At 46.5% G+C, this 18864-nt stretch carries 20 protein-coding genes and 1 riboswitch; of the genes, 1 reads left to right on the top strand and 19 read right to left on the bottom strand.

Translation table 11 applies throughout. The features are described from left to right. Nucleotides 1–1030: 1030 nt before the first annotated feature. The 15 genes from ytfJ to BC351_RS04960 all read right to left on the bottom strand — a co-directional run bounded on the left by ytfJ (nt 1031) and on the right by BC351_RS04960 (nt 15468). Nucleotides 1031–1531 carry a GerW family sporulation protein gene (gene ytfJ / locus BC351_RS05030; protein WP_079409618.1) on the bottom strand — a complete coding sequence of 167 codons (501 nt, stop codon included), beginning with the start codon at nt 1529–1531 and terminating at the stop codon, nt 1031–1033. A gap of 116 nt (nt 1532–1647) precedes the next feature. Further along, nucleotides 1648–2349 (bottom strand): DUF2953 domain-containing protein, encoded by a 702-nt coding sequence (locus tag BC351_RS05025; RefSeq protein WP_079409617.1) that lies wholly within the window; start codon nt 2347–2349, stop codon nt 1648–1650. Between the two features lie 109 nt (nt 2350–2458). Next, nucleotides 2459–3061, bottom strand: a complete 603-nt coding sequence (scpB, locus tag BC351_RS05020; RefSeq protein WP_079409616.1) for an SMC-Scp complex subunit ScpB — start codon at nt 3059–3061, stop codon at nt 2459–2461. Next, nucleotides 3045–3836 (bottom strand): segregation and condensation protein A, encoded by a 792-nt coding sequence (locus tag BC351_RS05015; protein WP_079409615.1) that lies wholly within the window; start codon nt 3834–3836, stop codon nt 3045–3047. The genes scpB and BC351_RS05015 overlap by 17 nt, the downstream gene beginning before the upstream one ends. 15 nt (nt 3837–3851) lie before the next feature. Then, nucleotides 3852–4493 carry a site-2 protease family protein gene (locus BC351_RS05010; protein ID WP_079409614.1) on the bottom strand — a complete coding sequence of 214 codons (642 nt, stop codon included), beginning with the start codon at nt 4491–4493 and terminating at the stop codon, nt 3852–3854. After that, entirely contained in the window at nt 4493–4963 is a 471-nt protein-coding gene (gene ribH / locus BC351_RS05005) for a 6,7-dimethyl-8-ribityllumazine synthase (protein ID WP_079409613.1), read from the bottom strand. The genes BC351_RS05010 and ribH overlap by 1 nt, the downstream gene beginning before the upstream one ends. A gap of 59 nt (nt 4964–5022) precedes the next feature. Then, on the bottom strand, nt 5023–6249 hold the full coding sequence (locus BC351_RS05000; protein ID WP_079409612.1) for a bifunctional 3,4-dihydroxy-2-butanone-4-phosphate synthase/GTP cyclohydrolase II: 1227 nt from the start codon (nt 6247–6249) through the stop codon (nt 5023–5025). A gap of 16 nt (nt 6250–6265) precedes the next feature. Continuing rightward, a complete protein-coding gene (gene ribE, locus BC351_RS04995) occupies nt 6266–6937 on the bottom strand; it encodes a riboflavin synthase (protein WP_079409611.1) in 672 nt (223 codons plus the stop codon). Between the two features lie 16 nt (nt 6938–6953). Further along, entirely contained in the window at nt 6954–8063 is a 1110-nt protein-coding gene (gene ribD, locus BC351_RS04990; RefSeq protein WP_244208886.1) for a bifunctional diaminohydroxyphosphoribosylaminopyrimidine deaminase/5-amino-6-(5-phosphoribosylamino)uracil reductase RibD, read from the bottom strand. A gap of 237 nt (nt 8064–8300) precedes the next feature. Then, a riboswitch (FMN riboswitch) is annotated at nt 8301–8483 on the bottom strand. A gap of 125 nt (nt 8484–8608) precedes the next feature. Continuing rightward, nucleotides 8609–10165, bottom strand: a complete 1557-nt coding sequence (locus BC351_RS04985; RefSeq protein ID WP_079409610.1) for a sensor domain-containing diguanylate cyclase — start codon at nt 10163–10165, stop codon at nt 8609–8611. A 182-nt stretch (nt 10166–10347) separates the two neighbouring features. Next, complete coding sequence (locus tag BC351_RS04980) at nt 10348–10779, bottom strand: peptidylprolyl isomerase (protein ID WP_079409609.1); 432 nt, start codon at nt 10777–10779, stop codon at nt 10348–10350. Nucleotides 10780–11268: 489 nt separating this feature from the next. Continuing rightward, entirely contained in the window at nt 11269–12600 is a 1332-nt protein-coding gene (gene lysA, locus BC351_RS04975) for a diaminopimelate decarboxylase (RefSeq protein ID WP_079409608.1), read from the bottom strand. A gap of 163 nt (nt 12601–12763) precedes the next feature. Then, a complete protein-coding gene (locus tag BC351_RS04970; protein WP_079409607.1) occupies nt 12764–14392 on the bottom strand; it encodes a spore germination protein in 1629 nt (542 codons plus the stop codon). Between the two features lie 24 nt (nt 14393–14416). Further along, nucleotides 14417–14836: a stage V sporulation protein AB gene (locus tag BC351_RS04965; RefSeq protein WP_244208892.1), complete on the bottom strand. Its 420-nt coding sequence runs from the start codon at nt 14834–14836 to the stop codon at nt 14417–14419. Further along, nucleotides 14836–15468: a stage V sporulation protein AA gene (locus BC351_RS04960; protein ID WP_079409695.1), complete on the bottom strand. Its 633-nt coding sequence runs from the start codon at nt 15466–15468 to the stop codon at nt 14836–14838. The genes BC351_RS04965 and BC351_RS04960 overlap by 1 nt, the downstream gene beginning before the upstream one ends. 164 nt (nt 15469–15632) lie before the next feature. Between BC351_RS04960 and BC351_RS04955 the strand changes: the two genes are divergently transcribed. After that, nucleotides 15633–15842, top strand: coding sequence for a DUF378 domain-containing protein (locus BC351_RS04955; protein WP_079409606.1), 210 nt, complete (start codon nt 15633–15635; stop codon nt 15840–15842). Nucleotides 15843–15947: 105 nt separating this feature from the next. Here the strand turns inward: BC351_RS04955 and sigF are convergent, their stop codons facing one another. From sigF to BC351_RS04935, 4 genes are all read right to left on the bottom strand, one after another. Continuing rightward, complete coding sequence (gene sigF / locus BC351_RS04950) at nt 15948–16703, bottom strand: RNA polymerase sporulation sigma factor SigF (RefSeq protein ID WP_079409605.1); 756 nt, start codon at nt 16701–16703, stop codon at nt 15948–15950. Between the two features lie 11 nt (nt 16704–16714). After that, on the bottom strand, nt 16715–17161 hold the full coding sequence (gene spoIIAB / locus BC351_RS04945; RefSeq protein ID WP_079409604.1) for an anti-sigma F factor: 447 nt from the start codon (nt 17159–17161) through the stop codon (nt 16715–16717). Further along, the gene (gene spoIIAA, locus BC351_RS04940; protein WP_079409694.1) at nt 17158–17511 is read right to left on the bottom strand and encodes an anti-sigma F factor antagonist; all 354 of its coding nucleotides are present in this window, start codon (nt 17509–17511) and stop codon (nt 17158–17160) included. Before spoIIAA ends, spoIIAB begins: the two co-directional genes overlap by 4 nt. A 130-nt stretch (nt 17512–17641) precedes the next feature. After that, complete coding sequence (locus BC351_RS04935; protein ID WP_079409603.1) at nt 17642–18817, bottom strand: D-alanyl-D-alanine carboxypeptidase family protein; 1176 nt, start codon at nt 18815–18817, stop codon at nt 17642–17644. Nucleotides 18818–18864 lie beyond the last annotated feature (47 nt).

Raw genomic sequence — 18864 nt, 5'->3', positions numbered from 1 at the left:
AAACCAGCCTTCCAAGGGGTGAATGCAAGCTTTCACTGGAAATAATCCAATGAAAATTCCATTCAATCTCAAAGATGCCTGCTTGTCGGATTATCCATTGGAGTTTTTCCAATGAAACCGATACTTCAGGCTTTCCAAACTAGCTTGCAATGGAATTAATCCAATGAAATCAGCCTTCACTTCATCCCTACTCAACCGGCGCGCGGTGCTCGGTCACACGTCGGCAAAAGAGGGGGTTCCCCTGCTTTCCATTCATTTGCGCACATTAGAAAGGGGTGTAACCTCTCGGTCTTCTCCTGACCGTAAGTAAGAATAACCGTCAGGAAAAACATCCTGACGGTCCTTTAGCGTGTAAACCCATACTTTTGTCCATGGGAGGAATATATCTTTGCACTGCGTGCGCCTCCCGGCGTGCGGTGCTCGGTCACACGTCGGCTGTCAAACCTCATCTTTATCCAGAATTATGAGGCTGTCCCATAAGCCAAATTTAGCATGTAAGCATCGGATGATAGGGTTGATCACTTTATAATTCCACGTGGGATGAAAGGGGCTTCCAGATCAGATAGTTCAGTTCAGATCAGATAGTTCAGTTCAGATCAGATAGTTCAGTTCAGATCAGTTCACCCCAAAGTAAAAGCCTGCGAAAATACAGGAATTTCCGGGCGAATTCGCTTAAAAAGAGGAAATGCCTGCAATTGTGCAGGCATTTTTATCTTTTTAAGCCGCTCATCCACAATAAGCCTCAAAAACCTGCACAAACGCAGGAATTTACTCGTTGCGGCTATTCCAAGAGCAAAAAAGATGCATAATTGCAGGTTTAGAGAAAGCAACTCGAGCTAGAGCTAGAGTCAGAGAAAGTAGAAAGTAGAAAGTTCAGAAGCTCATCAAGAAATTATCAGAACCCGTAACAGCTAAATAGATCCAGACAGCTATAGTCATACGCATAAAAGAAGATCATACGCAGAACGGCCAGTTTAAAAAATACAAAAAAAGCTGTCCACAAAGGACAGCTGCAACGAAGGCCGATCTGTTACACAATGAAATTTTGATTCTCAATGTTCGTTACATTGTTGCTTCCGTTGGCGCCCACTGCGCCGCCCGGGGCTTTGGAACTCATGCCTTTAATCATGCTTTGAATTCTGTCCACAACTTGCGGCGCAGAATCAATTAGACGCTCGAGAATATGCGTTTGGTTGTCAAGAGGCACAACCTTTACCCCATTTTTCCCTACAACGAGGAAAGCAATTGGCGTAATGGATACCCCGCCGCCGCTGCCGCCTCCGAAAGGAAGCGAAACTTTCGCATTCAGGGCATCGCTTTTGTTCATCGAGCCGCCTTCGATTTCGATTTCAGAATCGGTCATGAACTCACTGCCTCCGGCAGCAAAACCGAATCCTACTTTCGATATCGGCATGATGACACTGCCGTCCGGCGTCTCGACCGGGTCACCGACAATCGTGTTCACGTCAACCATCTCTTTAATGTTTTCCATGGCGACTTTCATGAGGCCTTGAATTGGATGTTCGGACATAATCGTATTCCTCCTTAGCGATTTTAGCCAGTAAACTGACATCGGAAACGCAAGCATCAAAGACCAATATTGGTTCTTTTTTAGAATGCCCTTAGTGGAATATCGTTATGTACACATCAAGATGCCGTTTTAACCCTAGATCTGGTCTTCAGCGCTAGTTGAATCCAAGTACGAAGACCGCCTTTAACTTTTGCCGCGCGAACTAGCAGTCGTACGCCGGCAAATAAGGCAAACCATACACGAATCCGACCGGCAAGGCGGAATTCAGTCGAGAACTGTTTTTGATTATATTGCGGAATGACATCCACCCGCGGCTTCGTCATCAGTTTCACATACCGAATGGTAAAGCCAAGCAGGGTTGATTTAATCCCCCAAATGGCCCCTGTTGTTATGGCTGTTTCTGGCGCATCGCCGACTCCTACTCGCGTAATCCATTTCAGCTCCGTACATTCCACTCGAGCAAGCGTTTGTTTCATCCAGCTATACAATTGCAGCGTATTTTCCAGAAGAACTTTCACTTCGTTGTAGTAGGCGATTACTTTATCTTTGGTAATATGATCCTTGGTTTCATCTTTCAACTTAGTACTTGCTTTGTTCACTACTTCTGATTTAATCATGATTCCCTGAGCAAATCCTTTGAATTGAATAATGGGAATCACATAGCGATAACGTACAATCCCAAACAATGCACGCACTTCCACCGAAAGCGTATCGTTGTCCCGAACGCGAGAGAAGTAGAACTCTCCTCTAATAAAGCTAATCAGAACAACGATAATCGCAATAATGACAATGAGTACAGCAAGTCCGATCCACAACAAAGTGATATGCCTCCTCAGCAAAAAAACTCCAATGCAAGAAAAAGTCTTCTCGCCAGTGGAGTTAGTATGTTCTTAGAATGGGAATGAAATGCATTTGATGATGATCTTCTTACTCGGCTTCTTCGTTCACATCTTCAAGAGTAAGCTGCTTCTGATCTCCGCCTAGCCGGTCAAATAACAGGCGAGTTTCTTCTTCCAGATCAAAATTGCCTTGAAAGCCGGTCGAATCAGGGAGCTCCTGAATGGAGCTAAGGCCGAAATATTCAAGAAATTCCTTAGAAGTGCCATATAAAATCGGTCTCCCTACAGCGTCAGCCCGTCCCACCTCGGTAATTAAATCTTTCCCAGTTAGCGTCGCCAGTGCGCGATCACATTTTACGCCGCGGATCTCTTCGATCTCAACTCGCGTAATTGGCTGCTTGTAGGCAACAATGGATAACGTTTCTAAAGCAGCTTGGGAGAGCGAAGATCGCGACGGTGTATAGGCGAGTCGTTCAAAATAGGGAGCGTGTTCAGCTAACGTTGTCAGTTGATAAGCTCCGGCTACTTCAACAATTTGGATCCCTCGTCCTTTGCGTTTAAACTCCGTTCTCATATCTTTGAGCAGGTCACGAACCAGATACAAATCCAGCTCCATCACCTCTGCCAGCTGCTTCGCATCTAAGCCCTCGTCACCTGAGGCAAAGAGCAGTCCTTCAATAATCGATTTCATCTGTGGAAAATTGAGTGTCAATGTCAGAACCCTCCTCTTTGGCTTGGATCACGATGTCTTCGAACAGCTTGTGTTGATGACAAACGACTTTTTTCATTTTCATTAATTCTAGAATGGCTAGAAACGTAACAACAATTTCTTCCCGCGTCATTTCATAATCAAAAAGCTTCGAGAACAGCAATTTGCCGCCTCGTATTTTCAGCAAATCAACGACCTCACGAATACGATCCTTCACAGAGATCTCATCGCGGCGTATTCTTGCAACAACATTCCGATTAGCCAGCTTTCTCAAAGTCCGCTGAAAAGCGAAGAGCAAATCCGCCACATCCAGCCCTTCCACGGGATTCTCCTGAACATGGGGCAGGAAAGGCGTTAAATCCTCGGGCTCACGCGTATAAACTAAACTGCGCTCAACCTCTTTATCCCTAAGCATATCCGCAATTGACTTATATTTGCGATACTCAATCAGCTTCGCAACAAGCTCAGAACGTGGATCAAGCTCATCTTCCATATCATCAAAATACTCATCAAATTCAATTACAGGCGGTTTAGGCAGCAGCATTTTACTCTTAATGGAGAGCAGTGTTGCAGCCATGACCAGAAACTCACTCGTGATTTCGAGCTCTAATTCCTGCATGGCTTGCACATAACTTAAATACTGATCTGTAATTTCTTTGATAGGAATATTATAAATGTCAAGTTCATTTTTATCGATAAGATGAAGCAATAGATCAAGGGGGCCTTCAAAAGCTTCTAACTTATAGGTGACTTTCATTTCTGTTCCCCCTTGTCAAATTGAAAATAATTGCATAACCAGCTGCGCGGCGAGCGGATACACGTGCCCCAGCAGCCATTGTCCCATAGGTGTAATCATTAGAAAAACAACTAAAATAAGTGCGTAACGCTGGTTTCTGTCAAACCAGACTTTCCTTTGGCTTGGCACCCATCCTTTGAGGATGTACCAGCCATCCAACGGATAAAGAGGCAGTATATGTATGAAACAAAGCATAATGTTAACGATGACGCCATATTGCAAATAGACTCGCCATTGTTCCACGGTTATCGACTCCGCTGTTCCTCCTAAAATGGAAGGAAGGAAGAAATAGAGCCACCAGAAGAGCAAAGCAAGCAGCAAATTGATAACAGGACCCGCCAGGAAAACGAGTGTGTTGGACAGTTTGGGTCTTTTCTTGAAATTAGCTTCGTCAATCGGCATTTTCTTCGACCAGCCATACGGCCCAAAAACAATCATGGCCAACCCCAAGGCATCCAAATGGACCAAGGGGTTAAGCGATAATCGTTTGCTTTCCCGAGCTGTTCGATCTCCGAGCAGCCAAGCTGCTCCCGCGTGCGCAGCATCATGCAGCGTCATAGCGACTAGAAAGGCAAGCAGTCGGGGAAGCAGTGTTTCCAAATGATAATAAGACAGCATTAGGAAGTAAATTGTTTCGTTAAATTCGCCATTTCAATAGCTGTTACTGCGGCTTCCCAGCCTTTATTTCCGGCTTTTGTTCCTGCGCGCTCAACGGCTTGCTCAATGGAATCTGTCGTCAACACACCGAAAATCGTTGGAACGCCCGTTTTCAGGTTAATAGCCGCAACACCTTTAGCTACTTCACTGCACACATAATCGAAGTGAGGCGTTGACCCCCGAATGACAGCACCTAGGGTAATAACAGCGTCGTATTTGCCGCTCTCCGCCATTTTTTGAGCGATTAACGGAAGTTCGAACGCACCAGGTACCCAAGCGATATCAATTTCCTCTTCATTCACACCGTGACGCTTCAGAGCATCTTGAGCGCCTCCAAGCAATTTGGAAGTAATGAATTCATTGAAACGACCTACGACGATACCATATTTTAAGTTTTGTGAAATTAAATGTCCTTCAAAAATGTTAGCCATGCGTATAGTCTCCCTCTCTTTAGAAAACGTTGTAGTATGCGTAAATTGGACCTGTATGCTTAAATGCCGCTGCCCGAATCATGAAAACTCAGCATGTGGCCAAGCTTGTTCTTTTTCGTTTGCAAATAACTGAGATTGTCCGCTTTGCTATCCATCTGAATCGGAACACGTTCAACGACCTCAAGGCCATAGCCTTCAAGACCTTTAATTTTGCGCGGATTATTCGTCAATAGACGAAGTTGAGTAATGCCAAGGTCTTTCAGAATTTGCGCACCAATCCCATAATCCCGAAGATCAGCAGCAAACCCAAGTTTAATATTCGCCTCTACGGTATCCAATCCCTGCTCCTGCAGCGCATAAGCTTTCAATTTGTTGATTAAGCCGATACCGCGACCTTCCTGTCGCATATATAATAATACACCACTGCCCTCTTCATCAATCTGTTTTAATGCCGCATCAAGTTGAGGGCCGCAATCACAGCGATGAGAATGGAACACATCTCCAGTCAAGCACTCGGAATGTACACGCACTAAAGTTGGTTTGGAAGGATCAATCGTCCCTTTGACAAGAGCAACATGCTCTTTATTGTCCAGCTGATTCGTGTAGGCAATTGCTTTGAACACTCCGAAATCCGTCGGCAGCTTAATTTCAACTTCGCGCTCAACTAGTTTCTCTTGCTGATTGCGATATTGAATCAAATCCTGAATCGTAATAATGCGCAAATCGTGCTTGGCTGCAAGCTCCATAAGATCAGGCACACGCGCCATTGTACCATCTTCTTTGATCACTTCACAGATGACAGCTGCCGGATAAGAGTCGCACAAGATCGCTAGATCAACAGCGGCTTCGGTGTGGCCTGCTCGACGAAGAACGCCGCCTTTTTTGGCAATCAGCGGGAAAATATGACCAGGTCTGCGGAAATCCTGTGGTCTTGTTGTTGGATCAATCAAGCCCATAATCGTTCGGGAACGCTCATGTGCCGAAATTCCAGTACTCGTCTCACTATGGTCTACCGAAACGGTAAATGCCGTTCCATGATAGTCCGTATTCTTGGCGACCATAGGCGGCAGGTCCAGTTCCAGCGCACGTTCTTCCGTAATCGGCGCACAGACAAGTCCGCGTCCTTCTTTAATCATGAAGTTGATAACTTCCGGCGTCGTTTTATCCGCGAGTGCGATAAAGTCGCCTTCGTTCTCACGATCCTCATCGTCAACAACGATAATGACTTTGCCTGAAATGAGATCCTGCAGAGCTTCCTCAATTTTGTTGAATTTGATGTGTGTCATATTCACCTCTCCTATGTTACATAAATCCGTTATCAGCCAGAAAACTTGCGGTCAGCTTGCTTGGTTTAGGACTGCTGCTGTCCGAGGCATCGGATGGACCAAACTTAAGCAGTCGCTCCATATATTTGCCAAGTACGTCACATTCCATGTTGATCGTATCTCCAGCTTTTTTATCATTGAGAACCGTCTGAGCCAGCGTATGTGGAATAATCGAAACGGCGACTTCACGTTCATTGACGTCCACCACCGTAAGGCTAATGCCATCAATTGTGATGGAGCCGCCGGCAATGATGTAACGAAAAATATGCGTATTCTCCGGCTCGAACCGGTAAACAACGGCATTTTCTTCCGGTATGCGGGAAAGGATCGTTGCCGTAGCATCCACATGTCCTTGAACGATGTGTCCGCCGAAACGTCCATTCGCCGCCATCGCACGCTCCAAATTCACGCGTGTGCCGGTTTGCAGCTTGCGAAGGTTCGTCTTGCGATAGGTTTCGGGCATAACATCCACAGAGAAAGACTCGCTATCGAAAGCAATGACAGTCAGACAAACACCGTTCACTGAAATACTATCTCCCAGATGGACATCTGACAGTACTTTCTTGGCGCCAATCGTTAGCACCATCGCTTGACCTTGGCTATGAATGCGGCGCATGTGGCCGATTTCTTCAATAATGCCGGTAAACATGACAGCCCTCCATTCGTTAGTTCGGATAAATCGGATAGCCTGTTAGGCAAATATCCGGTCCGAGCTGCTCGACCTTCACCCGGTCGAGCGTAATTGCTTCATCCATCTTCGCGAAGCCTTCGAAGTTGATGTTCACAGGTGCTGCATGGCCTCCGCCGATCAGTTTCGGCGCAAACATCAGCACCAGCTTGTCTAGCAGGCACTGCTCCAGCATAGCGCCGTTCAATTTGCCTCCACCCTCCAGGAGGATGGAGCCGATCTCCCGCTCGCCCAGCTGGCGCATGGCGAGCGTCAGGTCCACCTGCGGGCCATCCCCGCAGGTGAGGATCGTGATGCCGCGCGCTTCCAGCGCGGCACGCCGCTCTGCTGGCGCCTGTGCGCTGGCGAGCAGGATCGTCGGCTGACGATCCTGCTCGGTGAGCACGCGGGCGCCGAGCGGGACTCGCAGCTGCGAGTCCGCGATGATCCGTACCGGCTGCACAGCCGGGACGTCGCCGCGCGCGCTCAGCATCGGGTCGTCGGCGATGACGGTGTCTACGCCGACCATGATCCCCTGATGCCGATGGCGCAGGGTGTGCACATAAGCACGCGACGCCGGCGATGTAATCCATTTACTGTCGCCGGTCTTTGAGGCGATGCGGCCATCGAGCGTGCTCGCCGTTTTCATCGTCACAAATGGCATCCGCGTGACGATGTATTTGTTGAAGGCCTCATTCATCGCTGAGGACTCATCGGCCAGCAACCCTGCGCTGACCTCGATGCCTTGGGCTTGCAGCTTGGCGATGCCCGTTCCCGCCACCAGCGGGTTCGGGTCTGTGGCCGCAACAACGACGCGTGTCACACCCGCCTCAATAAGGCGGTCGCTGCATGGCGGCGTCTTGCCGAAATGGCTGCACGGCTCCAAAGTAACATAAGCCGTACTTCCTCTAGCTTCCTCGCCTGCCATCTGCAAGGCGAGAACTTCCGCATGCCCATGGCCGCGTTTCAAATGCGCACCCATGCCTACAATGCGTCCATCCTTCACCAGGACGCAGCCTACAACCGGATTGATCCCCGTTTGGCCTAGTGCGCCTGCTGCCATTTGCAAGGCAAGTTTCATGTAAGCTTCGTCATTCAGTACATGCACGTCGTTTACCGCCTTCCACCCATCCAGCTTGATTATGAATGCAAAAAGACCCCTCCGTATATCGGAAAGGGGCCAGAGATTGTCGAGATAACACGAATAAGCTTCTGCCTATACGTACTTGCCGCATTTTTGATCACACCAAACAAGATCGACGATTCTGCTTCAAAAGACAGACTTGCCGAATTTTTGTTTACGTGAAAAAATGAACAAGTACGCACAGCGAATGTTAAAATTCGCGTATTCCTTCTCCCATCCAGACTATACTGTCGGTTCCGGAATTGCACCGGATCAGCCGTAGCGAAGCTGTATGTCAGGTACCGCTAGCTTCAAAACGGGTCACGGACTTATCGAAAACAAGTACTAGGTACATGAGTTCGAATCACCGCCGGTGTGGAATTTCACCACGCCCCGAAGGTTTTGCATACATATGAAAGTAACTTACAACTAGGAACTAGCTAAAAATTACTTTGGTAATGAAAAATTTATCACTCACACCTCGAAAAAGCAAGGGCTTTTTTTGCATGATTCCCAAATATGTATATGCCTTACGCCGATTCCACGCGATTTCTCCCCATACTTTTCGCCCGATACAACGCTTTATCGGCATAAGCAATAAGCTCGTCCACGTCTTTCGTTGTATCAGGAAATGAAGCCACCCCTATGGACACTGTAATAGGTTTCCCGCTGGGGCTCCTCATTTCTTCCATCGCTCTCCGCGCCGTCTCCGCTCTTCTCATTGCCGTTTTCAGCGATGTATTGGGCAGCAAGATGACAAATTCTTCTCCGCCATAGCGGAAAATGGCTCCGCTTTTGCCTAACGAGTTTTGCAAGCTCTTAGCCAGTAATTGCAGGACCTGATCTCCAACAACATGACCGTATGTATCGTTGACCTTTTTGAAATGATCAATGTCGAGAACCAGAATGGCAAAAGGATTTTGCTGGGAGATCAAGTTTTGCATAAACAATTCCATCGTACGGCGATTATAGACTCCCGTTAAGGGATCCGTTTGGGAAATATGTGAAAGGTCATCAAATTCCGTGCGCAAATGAGTAACCGCCAGACTGAACGCCCTGTGAAGCTTGTTCGCTTCATACATCCATGAGTGAATACGCGGCGGCTCCTCCTGCTCCAGATTATTCGTCGAGAGCTTCGCAGCATAATTAGCCAACCTCAAGAGAGGCTCTGACATTTTCCTGATGAGTATATAGATCGCGAACATGAACACAAGCACAATTGGAATGACATACAGCAGAACTTGCCTAACCAGGTGATGGGCATCCGCTAATACGACTTTCATCGGCGTTTGAGCCACAATCCCCCATCTCGATTCCTTCATGTACGTATAGCTGGCAAGCATATCCACACCTTTGGTATTAATAAGCCTCCGCATACCGCTTCTACCTTGCAGCAGCTCGCTTACCGCTGGATTCTCGCCAACTTGATCTCCGATCCGGGCTGGATCAGGATGATAAATCAAATTTCCTTCGGAGCTCACAACAAAGAAATAGGAACCGTCTTCCCCCTTAAGCTTATCCCCTAATACCACATTAAACATATTCGTTTCATGCAATCTTATTGTTCCGCCAAGTGCACCAATAAACTCCCCATATTCATTAAATAAAGGCTGGATAATGGCAACAGACAAATAATTGGCATTGGTATAAAACGGTTCTGAAATAATAGGACGCTGCTGAATAAAAAGCTTCTCAACATCCGGCATGATCTTTTTCCCAATCACATCGCTATTATAAGGAGATGTATTCGTGATAATCCCAGAACGATCGACTAGCGAAATCGTATTCAGGCTCGTATGATTTAGGCGGAACAGCTCCAATTGCTCGAACATGTCCGGCCGCTTCAGATCCTTTTGCAAATATTCGCCTGTTACGGCGAGTCCTTGTTTTAAATTCGAGAACAAGCCGTCCACCGTGTCCGCGATTTTATCCGCATATGCTTTGTTTAATTCAAAGGTCGTCCGTGTCAACGATTTTTTCTCATTATAATAACTGATCAAGATACTTGCACCCAAAGTTGTAAGGACAGATATAAGCACAATAGCATTGACTAGGTTCCTAAGTTTAAAATCTCCTCTATGCACCATATCGCTTTCCTCCACTTTGGTATTTAGCTCTCTTTTCTATTTTCCTAGAGAATTGTTAGTAAAATACGCAATAAGGTTTCAGGAGAGTGTTAGTTTTCATCATACTTCTGTCAAATTTTGCATAAAAAAAGAATCTGTCGAGTTTACCTCAACAGATTCTTTGATTCTACTTCATTCGAAAATTATACTTCTACAACTTCTACTTTTTCCATCACGTCTTTGCCTTTGAAAGCATCGACCAACTCCATGCCTTTGGACACTTTACCGAAAACAGTATGCTGCCCATCCAGATGTGGTTGCGGTTGGTAAGCGATGTAGAATTGGCTTCCACCTGTGTTTCTGCCTGCATGAGCCATAGCCAAGGAGCCGCGCTCATGTTTGTTCGGGTTGATTTCACAGTTGATTTGGTAGCCTGGGCCACCAGTTCCTGTGCCGGTTGGACAACCGCCTTGTGCTACGAATCCTGGAATGACGCGATGAAAAACAAGACCGTTGTAGAAACCGGAGTTTGCTAATTTTTCAAAGTTGGCAACGGTATTGGGAGCGTCGTTTTCGAAAAGATCGATAACAACCTCGCCGCCACCTGCTAGTTTAATATTTGCTTGTTTGGCCATTTGTGGTCCACTCCTTTTGACAATAATATCTTATTCTACTATGAAACTTTACTTTTCACAAATGACACGCGAGACTGCCGCTAAACTTGTCCCCTTTTTCCTTGCAGACGGCGAAGGAGTTGTCCTTTTAGCAAGCATTAACACTTATCCTTCTAAGGTTATGCGGCAGGGGGAAATGCTTTCTATTTTAGCCGGGTTTCCATGAGATTCGCTCAACAAGGTGAATAGCTCCACGGCACTGAAAGCCTGCGAAAGTACAGGAATTTTCATCATAAATCGTGAAAAAGTGAAAAACCTGCAATTGTGCAGGCTTTCTCATCTTTTCTCTCAACGAAGTGGGAAAAGGCAGAATAAACATGCAGAAATGCAGGAATTTCATGATATCGGTTATTTAAGGAACGAAAAAGATGCATAATCGCAGGTATTTACTCCATAACTACATACCGTTTCAATCAGCATTCCTGACAGCTCTCACCTGCGAGCGCTCCATTATCTCGTTGTGCTGACTTGTTTCATTCTTGCCGGAATGAGGTCGTTGCCGATGATGTTGTCAAACGATTCCCGTTTCACGACAAGGTCGCTTTGACCGTCTTTTACAAAAACAACGCCAGGACGACGAATACGATTATAGTTGCTCGCCATTGCATAGTTATAAGCACCTGTGCAGGAAACAGCCAGTATGTCGCCAACTGACACTTTAGGCAGGTTCAGGTCCCAGATCAGCATATCGCCGCTTTCACAGCATTTGCCAGCGATCGAAACTACCTCTTCGGATTGCTCCGTAGCGCGGTTAGCCAACATAGCTTCATATTCGGCCTCATACAGCGCAGGACGAGGATTATCTGTCATACCGCCATCTACAGCTACATATTTGCGTACGCCGGGAATATCTTTCGTAGTCCCTACTGTGTACAAGGTCGTACCTGCGTCGCCGACGATGCTGCGACCTGGCTCAACCCAAATCTCAGGCAGCGGGTAATCGTTGTTGCCGAAGTTCTCTTTGATAGCTTCTGTAATGGCTTCCACATAGACAGCAACCGGAAGCGGTGTATGGCCTTCCACATAGCGAATACCAAAGCCGCCGCCAAGATTAATGACTGGGAAGATGATTCCTGTTTCTTTGCGCACTTGAACGGCAAAGCCAGCAACTTTCTCAGCAGCAATACGGAATCCTTCTACTTCAAAAATTTGTGATCCGATATGGGAATGCACACCGAGAACGTCCAAATTGCTTAAGGAAGCCGCTTCTTTGATCGCACGCATAGCGGACCCATTCCCCAAATCAAAGCCGAATTTGGAATCGGTTTGGCCTGTAGAGATGAACTCATGCGTATGCGCTTCTACCCCTGGTGTAATACGCAGCAAAACTTTTACTTTCTGGCGTTTATCTCCGGCAATGGCGTTCAATAATTGAAGCTCAATAAAATTATCTACAACAAAACAGCCGATTTGTGCATCTATGGCCATTTCGATCTCATCCACAGTTTTGTTATTGCCATGGAAATGAATGCGTTCAGCAGGAAAACCCGCCTGCAGCGCCGTGTACAGCTCTCCATCGGAAACTACGTCCAAGGACATTCCTTCTTCTTCCACGATACGGCACATCGCCATCACACAAAATGCTTTGCTGGCATAAGCCACTTGAAATTTCAAGCCGGACGCGCGGAAGGCGTCAACAAACTCACGACAACGTTGACGTACTAACGCTTCATCAAATACATATAAAGGCGTGCCGTATTCCGCAACTAGCTGTGTGGCATCGACACCGCCGATTTCGAGGTGGCCTTGATCGTTTACTTTACTAGTACCGTGTAAATACATAGCTTGATTTCCCCTTCTTCCGGAACCATTTCTTACCCATTATCCGCTTAAGCGGCAATACGCATTACTAATAAAAGTACCATAGGGAAAGCTCATTTGACAATACACTTATCCTCGCAATAAGAAAAAGGGCACCCGTGATCTGCGCCCTTTTTCTTCGTGATTACGATTTAGGCTGACGTGTACCGTCAATAGGCTTGGTAAGGCTTAATCGTGTTTTGCCGGCCAACACAGGACGACGAACCAGAATGGAGAAAAAGCTCTTCGCATTAAATGGAATGAAAGGCCACATGTACGGAGCATTGTACGATTTTCTGGTTGCTAATAAAATGAGCCATAACGTGGACCCGATCACAAAACCCGGAACATGGAAGACGGCCACAATGACGAGTAGAGCAAGCCGGACGATTCGATTAGCCAGCCCTAATTCATAACTCGGGGTGGCAAACATCCCAATGGAGGCAAGGGCCAGATACAAGATAACCTCATTGATGAACAAGCCGGCTTTAACAGCAATATCGCCCACTAAAATGGCTGCAACCAGACCCATCGCTGTTGCAAGCGGTGTAGGTGTATGTACGGCTGCCATGCGCATCAAATCTATTCCGATATCAGCCAGCAGGAACTGAACTAACAATGGCAGAGTGCCTTCCTTCTGCGGACCGAGGAATTCCAACCCTGCTGGCTTTAAGGACGGATCCATCACCATCATGAACCAGAGCGGCAGCAAGAAGAGGGAGGCCATAATCCCAACGAATCGCACCCACCTTAAATACGTGCCGATAAAAGGAGTTTGCCGATATTCCTCGGCGTGCTGCACATGATGGAAAAACGTTGTTGGCAAAATCATCACGCTCGGCGAAGTGTCCACAAACACACAGACATGACCTTCGAGCAGATGTGCGGAGACAACGTCAGGACGCTCTGAATAGCGCACCATCGGATATGGATTCCACCCTTTATTCACGATCGCTTCTTCGAGCTGTTTTTCACCTAGTGGGAGTCCGTCGATAGCTACGCCCTTAATTTTATCTTTGATTGCCTTCACTAAATCTGCATTGGCAATGTCATTGATGTAAGACACACACACGTCCGTTTTCGTTCTTTTGCCGATTTGCATAATTTCCAGCTTTAATCGCTCGTCACGTATTCTTCGTCTCACCAAAGTGACATTCAGCAGCAAGGTTTCGACGAATCCATCGCGTGAACCGCGAACTACCCGCTCCAGATCAGGCTCCGCGATAGAGCGCACTGGATAATTTTTGACATCAATCGTAATCGCGGCGATCTCGCCTTCGATGAAGAAGGCCGTTCCGCCCATCAATACTTGTCCTACGATTTCTGACATTTTCTTGTAAGTTTTAACTTGAATATGTGGAATCAGCTTCTCGAAGAACGCTTCTAGGGTATGATAGGAAACGGCTTCTTTGTCGGCATACGTTAGCCTTGTAAGAATATCCGTTAATACGGTATCCTTCGCAAAGCCGTTGCAGAAGAAAATGCCCACACGCTTGGTGCCAAACACCATTTCGCGAAGAACCAGATCAAAGCTCCGGTTCAGCCCTACCCGCTCTTCGAGTACCCTTTGAATTTCGCGCAAGCTTCGAGGAACGTCTTCTTGGGTTTTAAGCGCTTTTTCCTCAGCGGTCATATCCGTTATCGGATTGTACGGAGACAAATTTCCCTCCTCATCGATCGCCAGCTTGTCGGATTGCTGATTATCGGATTGCTGCTGCGTGCCGTTCGAGTCACTTTTATCGCTGGCATTGCCTTTTTTTACAATCAATTTCATCGAGCGAGCCCCCTTCAGCCTCTGTTAATAAAATAGCCACTCAAACAACGAACCAAATACTTTACCGAAAATCATAGCCATAAGCAGTAAAATCATATAAGAATCCATACCCACACGTTTGGCCAAAATGGGAAGTACATTAATAATTTCTGTTAGCGCAGCTGCAAGCATACCGACGAAACAACCTGCGAATACACCAACTATCGCTGTTCCCATCGGAAAAAGCGGGAGCTCGATATCGCTGAAATCGACCCATGTAAAAAAAAGTGAGCCCAGCACCACCGCCGCTTCATAAGCGCGTATTTTGGTAAAAGAGTAGGTGATTTGCGCCAGCCTTGGGATGATATCGAGCACCACCAGGAAGGCAACCATCCCGCTGCCTACAGCGATACCGCCTGCCAGCCCTATAAATGCGATTAATAGACTTTCCCCGAGAAGGGTAATCACTTCGACTCTCCTTCCGAATGGATTTTCATATATTCTTCCGTGATGACGTAATGATTGATATTTTCTTGATACATGAACATTTCCAACTCCAAAGGGCTCGGTTCTTCATTGAACTTCTTCTTGAAGAGATGATTGAAGAATATGACCATCCCCACTCCAATGCCCAGGGAATATGGAATTTGCAAGATTAACGGGTGATCAACTTTCTTCCCCGTCATCAGCTCATAGATGCGTTGGTGAACTTGAAGCATAGAAACATCGGCGTGAAAATTCATGATCGCGAGCCCTGAACCGATAAATAAGAGCAGCCATACCAAGCCAATCAGAACCGGGCTGGCCTTCTTGTTGTCTGTGAAGATTTCCAGAAGTACATGCGGTTCTCCGAAATGCTCGATTTGCAGCTCTGGATATCGCGCTTTGACTTTGCGAACAATCAGCATCATATCAATCAATACGCGATTGCCATCTTCATGCTGCGGTTGATGAATGATCAGCTCATGCAGCGCTTGCTCATATTCAGGCTCCACAATGAGCTGAGCTACTTGGCTTAGCTTCACAACAGCCCCTTTGCGGACACTTGCTTTGCGACGAAGTCTAATATAGAGATATGGAGCTCCATTCTGTGCCATGGTCTCACTCCCTTCATCCTCCATGTATAAGAGTAGTATGCAAAATCCTTCCTACGCATAAACACTTGGTCGAATGGTAAATTCTCCAGGAATAAAGCAAGCAATCATTTGGCATAGTAAGAAATGAATAACGATAACTTATTCCATATAAAGAAGGTGATAACATGGCAAAATTCGCATTAACACTCGTTATTATTGGTGCGTTGAATTGGCTTTTGGTTGGGCTCTTCGAATGGGATTTAGTTTCTGCATTGCTCGGCGGAGATTCTCACAGGGAATCTTCAGGACTAAGTCGCGTCATCTACACGATCGTTGGCTTATGTGGGATCTATTGCGTTAGATTTTACGCTGACGACAGACGCGCTGTCCGCTAATCCATAACTTGCAGCAATAAATAAACCTGCATAAGCAAAAAACCGCTCTCCAGAGGAGAACGGCTTTTTGTATTTCGCACGGCTGCACGGTTAGCGCTGCCATCGTTATTGAGCAATCTGATCCTTGATCGACTGCAAGATTTTCTTTTCCAATCGTGACACTTGGACTTGGGAAATCCCTAATCTGCTAGCGACTTCTGACTGGGTCTGGTCGCGGAAATAGCGAAGATACACAATAAGCCGTTCTCGTTCAGAAAGCGTGCCTATCGCTTCGTTCAATGCCAGTTTCTCAAACCATTTATCACCGGATTCATCCGATATCTGATCCATTAATGTGATGGGGTCTCCATCATTCTCAAACACGGTCTCATGAATCGAGGAGAGCGGCTTATTCGCTTCTTGCGCGAAGACTACTTCCTCCGGCGTAATCATGAGTTCTTCGGCAACCTCTTTAATCGTAGGAAGACGCCCCAGACGCTTGGACAGCTCATCCTTCGTCTTGCGAATCTTATTCGCCAGCTCTTTCAGCGAGCGGCTTACTTTCAGCGTGCCGTCATCACGCAAGAAGCGCTGGATCTCACCGATAATCATCGGTACGGCATACGTTGAGAATTTAACATCATAAGAGAGATCGAATTTGTCAACGGACTTCAGCAGTCCGATGCAACCGATCTGGAACAAGTCTTCGGCTTCGTACCCCCGGTTCAAAAAGCGTTGAACCACTGACCAGACCAAGCGGATATTGCAGCTGACGAGTGTTTCTCTAGCGAGTCCATCTCCGGATTGACTGAGGGCGATTAACCGTTTGACTTCCGAATCGTCTAAATAACTATGAGAAGCATGCTTCAGATCGACATCCATAGATCAAACCCCTAATTGTATAAAGCTTTTTTAGATTCAATTCGCTTCAACATGTTTATTTTGGTTCCGATTCCGACGGCCGTCACAACTTCCACTTCGTCCATGAAATTTTCCATAATCGTGAATCCCATGCCAGAACGCTCCAGCTCTGGTTTAGAGGTATACAGCGGTTCTTTCGCCTGCTCTAAATCGGCAATACCTGAACCTTTGTCTTCAATCGTAATGCGAACCACATCGTCATCAATGTGAGTGGAAATGGTAATAATGCCATCGGTCTGGTTATTGTAGCCATGAATGATGGCATTGGTTACCGCTTCCGACACAACTGTTTTGATATCCGTTAATTCATTCAACGTGGGATCTAATTGAGAGACAAAAGCAGCAACAGCAACACGGGCGAAAGCCTCATTCTCGGAACGGCTGGCAAACTGCAGCGTCATAAAGTTATGTTCACTCATAGCGCAACCTCCAAACTGGACATTGCATTGCGTTCATTATCTTGAATCGAAACAATCTTGAACATTCCGGAAAGCTCGAACAAGCGGTAAACAGCTGGAGAGACATCACATACGACCATCTTGCCGCCTTTACTCGTAATTTGCTTATAGCGACCGAGAATGACACCTAGGCCAGAGCTGTCCATGAAAGATAGATCTTTCAAACTAAGAATTAAGTGCTGCGTATGCTCTTTGGCAATCGCTTCCTCCATCCTAGCCTTCACACTATCTGCTGTGTGATGATCCAGCTCACCTTTCAATCTAACAATCAGCGCTCTTCGGCCTTGCTCAAATTCTATTTGCAGGCTCAACATGTTCACTCCTTCCCAGTCATGAAACATAAGTTTCTACATCTGAGTTGGAATATCCTGCCACCCGACAAAACTAGAAGAAAACTGCTAAAAGAAGTACTAAACTGCGTTTATTCGCGAAATCTCACGGTTAATCCGTGGTAAAAATCTGTGTAGTTGTACGCTTAAAGAGCTTCCACCAGGTCGCTTTCGCCACATCAACAGGCGACTCCAACGGGTACTCCGACAGCACACTGTCGCCATTATAGACAACGATTCTACCAATCGGCTGTCCCATTGTGATCGGTGCCTTAAGGTTTGGATCCAATTTCAGCTCGTGTCGAATATTTTCAGTAGGCGTGCCTTTTTTCATTAAAATGCTATAATTCTGCTTCGCAACAAGCGGAACTGTCGAAACCTGCCCTTTGTTTACGGTGAAATTCCCTAAACTGTCTCCCGATTTAAATAACGGATAATTCGTAAATTGCGCAAAAGCATAATCAAACAGCTTGGTTACTTCAGCGTTTCGCGTTTTGGTATTCGGTTCACCCAGAACGACCGCGACAACACGCAAATTATCTCGTTTGGCTGTTGCGGATAAACAGAATTTCGCTTCACTTGTATAGCCCGTTTTCAATCCATCAGCACCGCTGTAGAAACGAACGAGCTTGTTCGTATTCACAAGCCAAAATGGATTTGGCGTTTCCTTGCGCAAATAGTCTTGATAGGCGCCAGTAAATTTCGTTATGCCTTCATGTTTCAGCAGTTCGCGAGACATGATGGCAATATCATTGGCCGTTGTATAGTGATTTGCCACTGGCAGTCCGTTGCAATTGGAGAAATGCGTATTTTTCATGCCCAATTGCTGCGCTCGCTCATTCATCATCTGTACAAAATTTTCTTCCGAGCCCGCAATCTTCTCTGCCATAGCGACAGAAGCATCGTTGCCAGACGCCATCGCGATCCCTTTCAGCATATCTTGAACGGTCATTTCTTCGCCCGGCTTCAAGAATATTTGCGATCCTCCCATGGAAGCCGCGTATTCGCTGACTCCGACTTTCTCATCCATCTTTATATTGCCTTTGTCGACAGCCTCCATGATCAGGAGCATTGTCATGATCTTCGTAATACTCGCAGGCGGAAGCTTCGTATCTTTATTTTTCTCGGCGATGACCGTCCCTGTATCTGCATCCATCAAGACGGCGGATTGGGCATTTGGCGTCAAATCAACCGTAGGTGCCTTCTTCTCTTCGGCGAAAGCCGCCGGTACGAGAAGCGTCAAACAAATTTGGAAACAGATAAAACAAATTAGCCCTTTTTTTCGCATAGCAATTGTACCCCTCCTGTGATAAATGAAGTGAAAGCCTGACACTT

The sequence above is a fragment of the Paenibacillus ferrarius genome (assembly GCF_002027705.1).
Lineage (GTDB): Bacteria > Bacillota > Bacilli > Paenibacillales > NBRC-103111 > Paenibacillus_E > Paenibacillus_E ferrarius.
Note: the sequence above shows the minus strand (reverse complement) of the source record. Positions and strands in the feature narration are given on the sequence as shown.

What these genes read in the sequence shown, in the direction of transcription:
- BC351_RS04985 (WP_079409610.1), bottom strand. Translation starts at nt 10,165, where the DNA reads ATGGTGCATAGAGGAGATTTTAAACTTAGGAACCTAGTCAATGCTATT.
- lysA (WP_079409608.1), bottom strand. Translation starts at nt 12,600, where the DNA reads ATGTATTTACACGGTACTAGTAAAGTAAACGATCAAGGCCACCTCGAA.
- BC351_RS04980 (WP_079409609.1), bottom strand. Translation starts at nt 10,779, where the DNA reads ATGGCCAAACAAGCAAATATTAAACTAGCAGGTGGCGGCGAGGTTGTT.
- ribE (WP_079409611.1), bottom strand. Translation starts at nt 6,937, where the DNA reads ATGTTTACCGGCATTATTGAAGAAATCGGCCACATGCGCCGCATTCAT.
- sigF (WP_079409605.1), bottom strand. Translation starts at nt 16,703, where the DNA reads ATGGATGTCGATCTGAAGCATGCTTCTCATAGTTATTTAGACGATTCG.
- BC351_RS05010 (WP_079409614.1), bottom strand. Translation starts at nt 4,493, where the DNA reads ATGCTGTCTTATTATCATTTGGAAACACTGCTTCCCCGACTGCTTGCC.
- BC351_RS05000 (WP_079409612.1), bottom strand. Translation starts at nt 6,249, where the DNA reads ATGACACACATCAAATTCAACAAAATTGAGGAAGCTCTGCAGGATCTC.
- ribH (WP_079409613.1), bottom strand. Translation starts at nt 4,963, where the DNA reads ATGGCTAACATTTTTGAAGGACATTTAATTTCACAAAACTTAAAATAT.
- scpB (WP_079409616.1), bottom strand. Translation starts at nt 3,061, where the DNA reads ATGAAATCGATTATTGAAGGACTGCTCTTTGCCTCAGGTGACGAGGGC.
- ytfJ (WP_079409618.1), bottom strand. Translation starts at nt 1,531, where the DNA reads ATGTCCGAACATCCAATTCAAGGCCTCATGAAAGTCGCCATGGAAAAC.
- spoIIAB (WP_079409604.1), bottom strand. Translation starts at nt 17,161, where the DNA reads ATGAGTGAACATAACTTTATGACGCTGCAGTTTGCCAGCCGTTCCGAG.
- BC351_RS04970 (WP_079409607.1), bottom strand. Translation starts at nt 14,392, where the DNA reads ATGAAATTGATTGTAAAAAAAGGCAATGCCAGCGATAAAAGTGACTCG.
- BC351_RS04960 (WP_079409695.1), bottom strand. Translation starts at nt 15,468, where the DNA reads ATGGCACAGAATGGAGCTCCATATCTCTATATTAGACTTCGTCGCAAA.
- BC351_RS05015 (WP_079409615.1), bottom strand. Translation starts at nt 3,836, where the DNA reads ATGAAAGTCACCTATAAGTTAGAAGCTTTTGAAGGCCCCCTTGATCTA.
- BC351_RS04935 (WP_079409603.1), bottom strand. Translation starts at nt 18,817, where the DNA reads ATGCGAAAAAAAGGGCTAATTTGTTTTATCTGTTTCCAAATTTGTTTG.
- BC351_RS04955 (WP_079409606.1), top strand. Translation starts at nt 15,633, where the DNA reads ATGGCAAAATTCGCATTAACACTCGTTATTATTGGTGCGTTGAATTGG.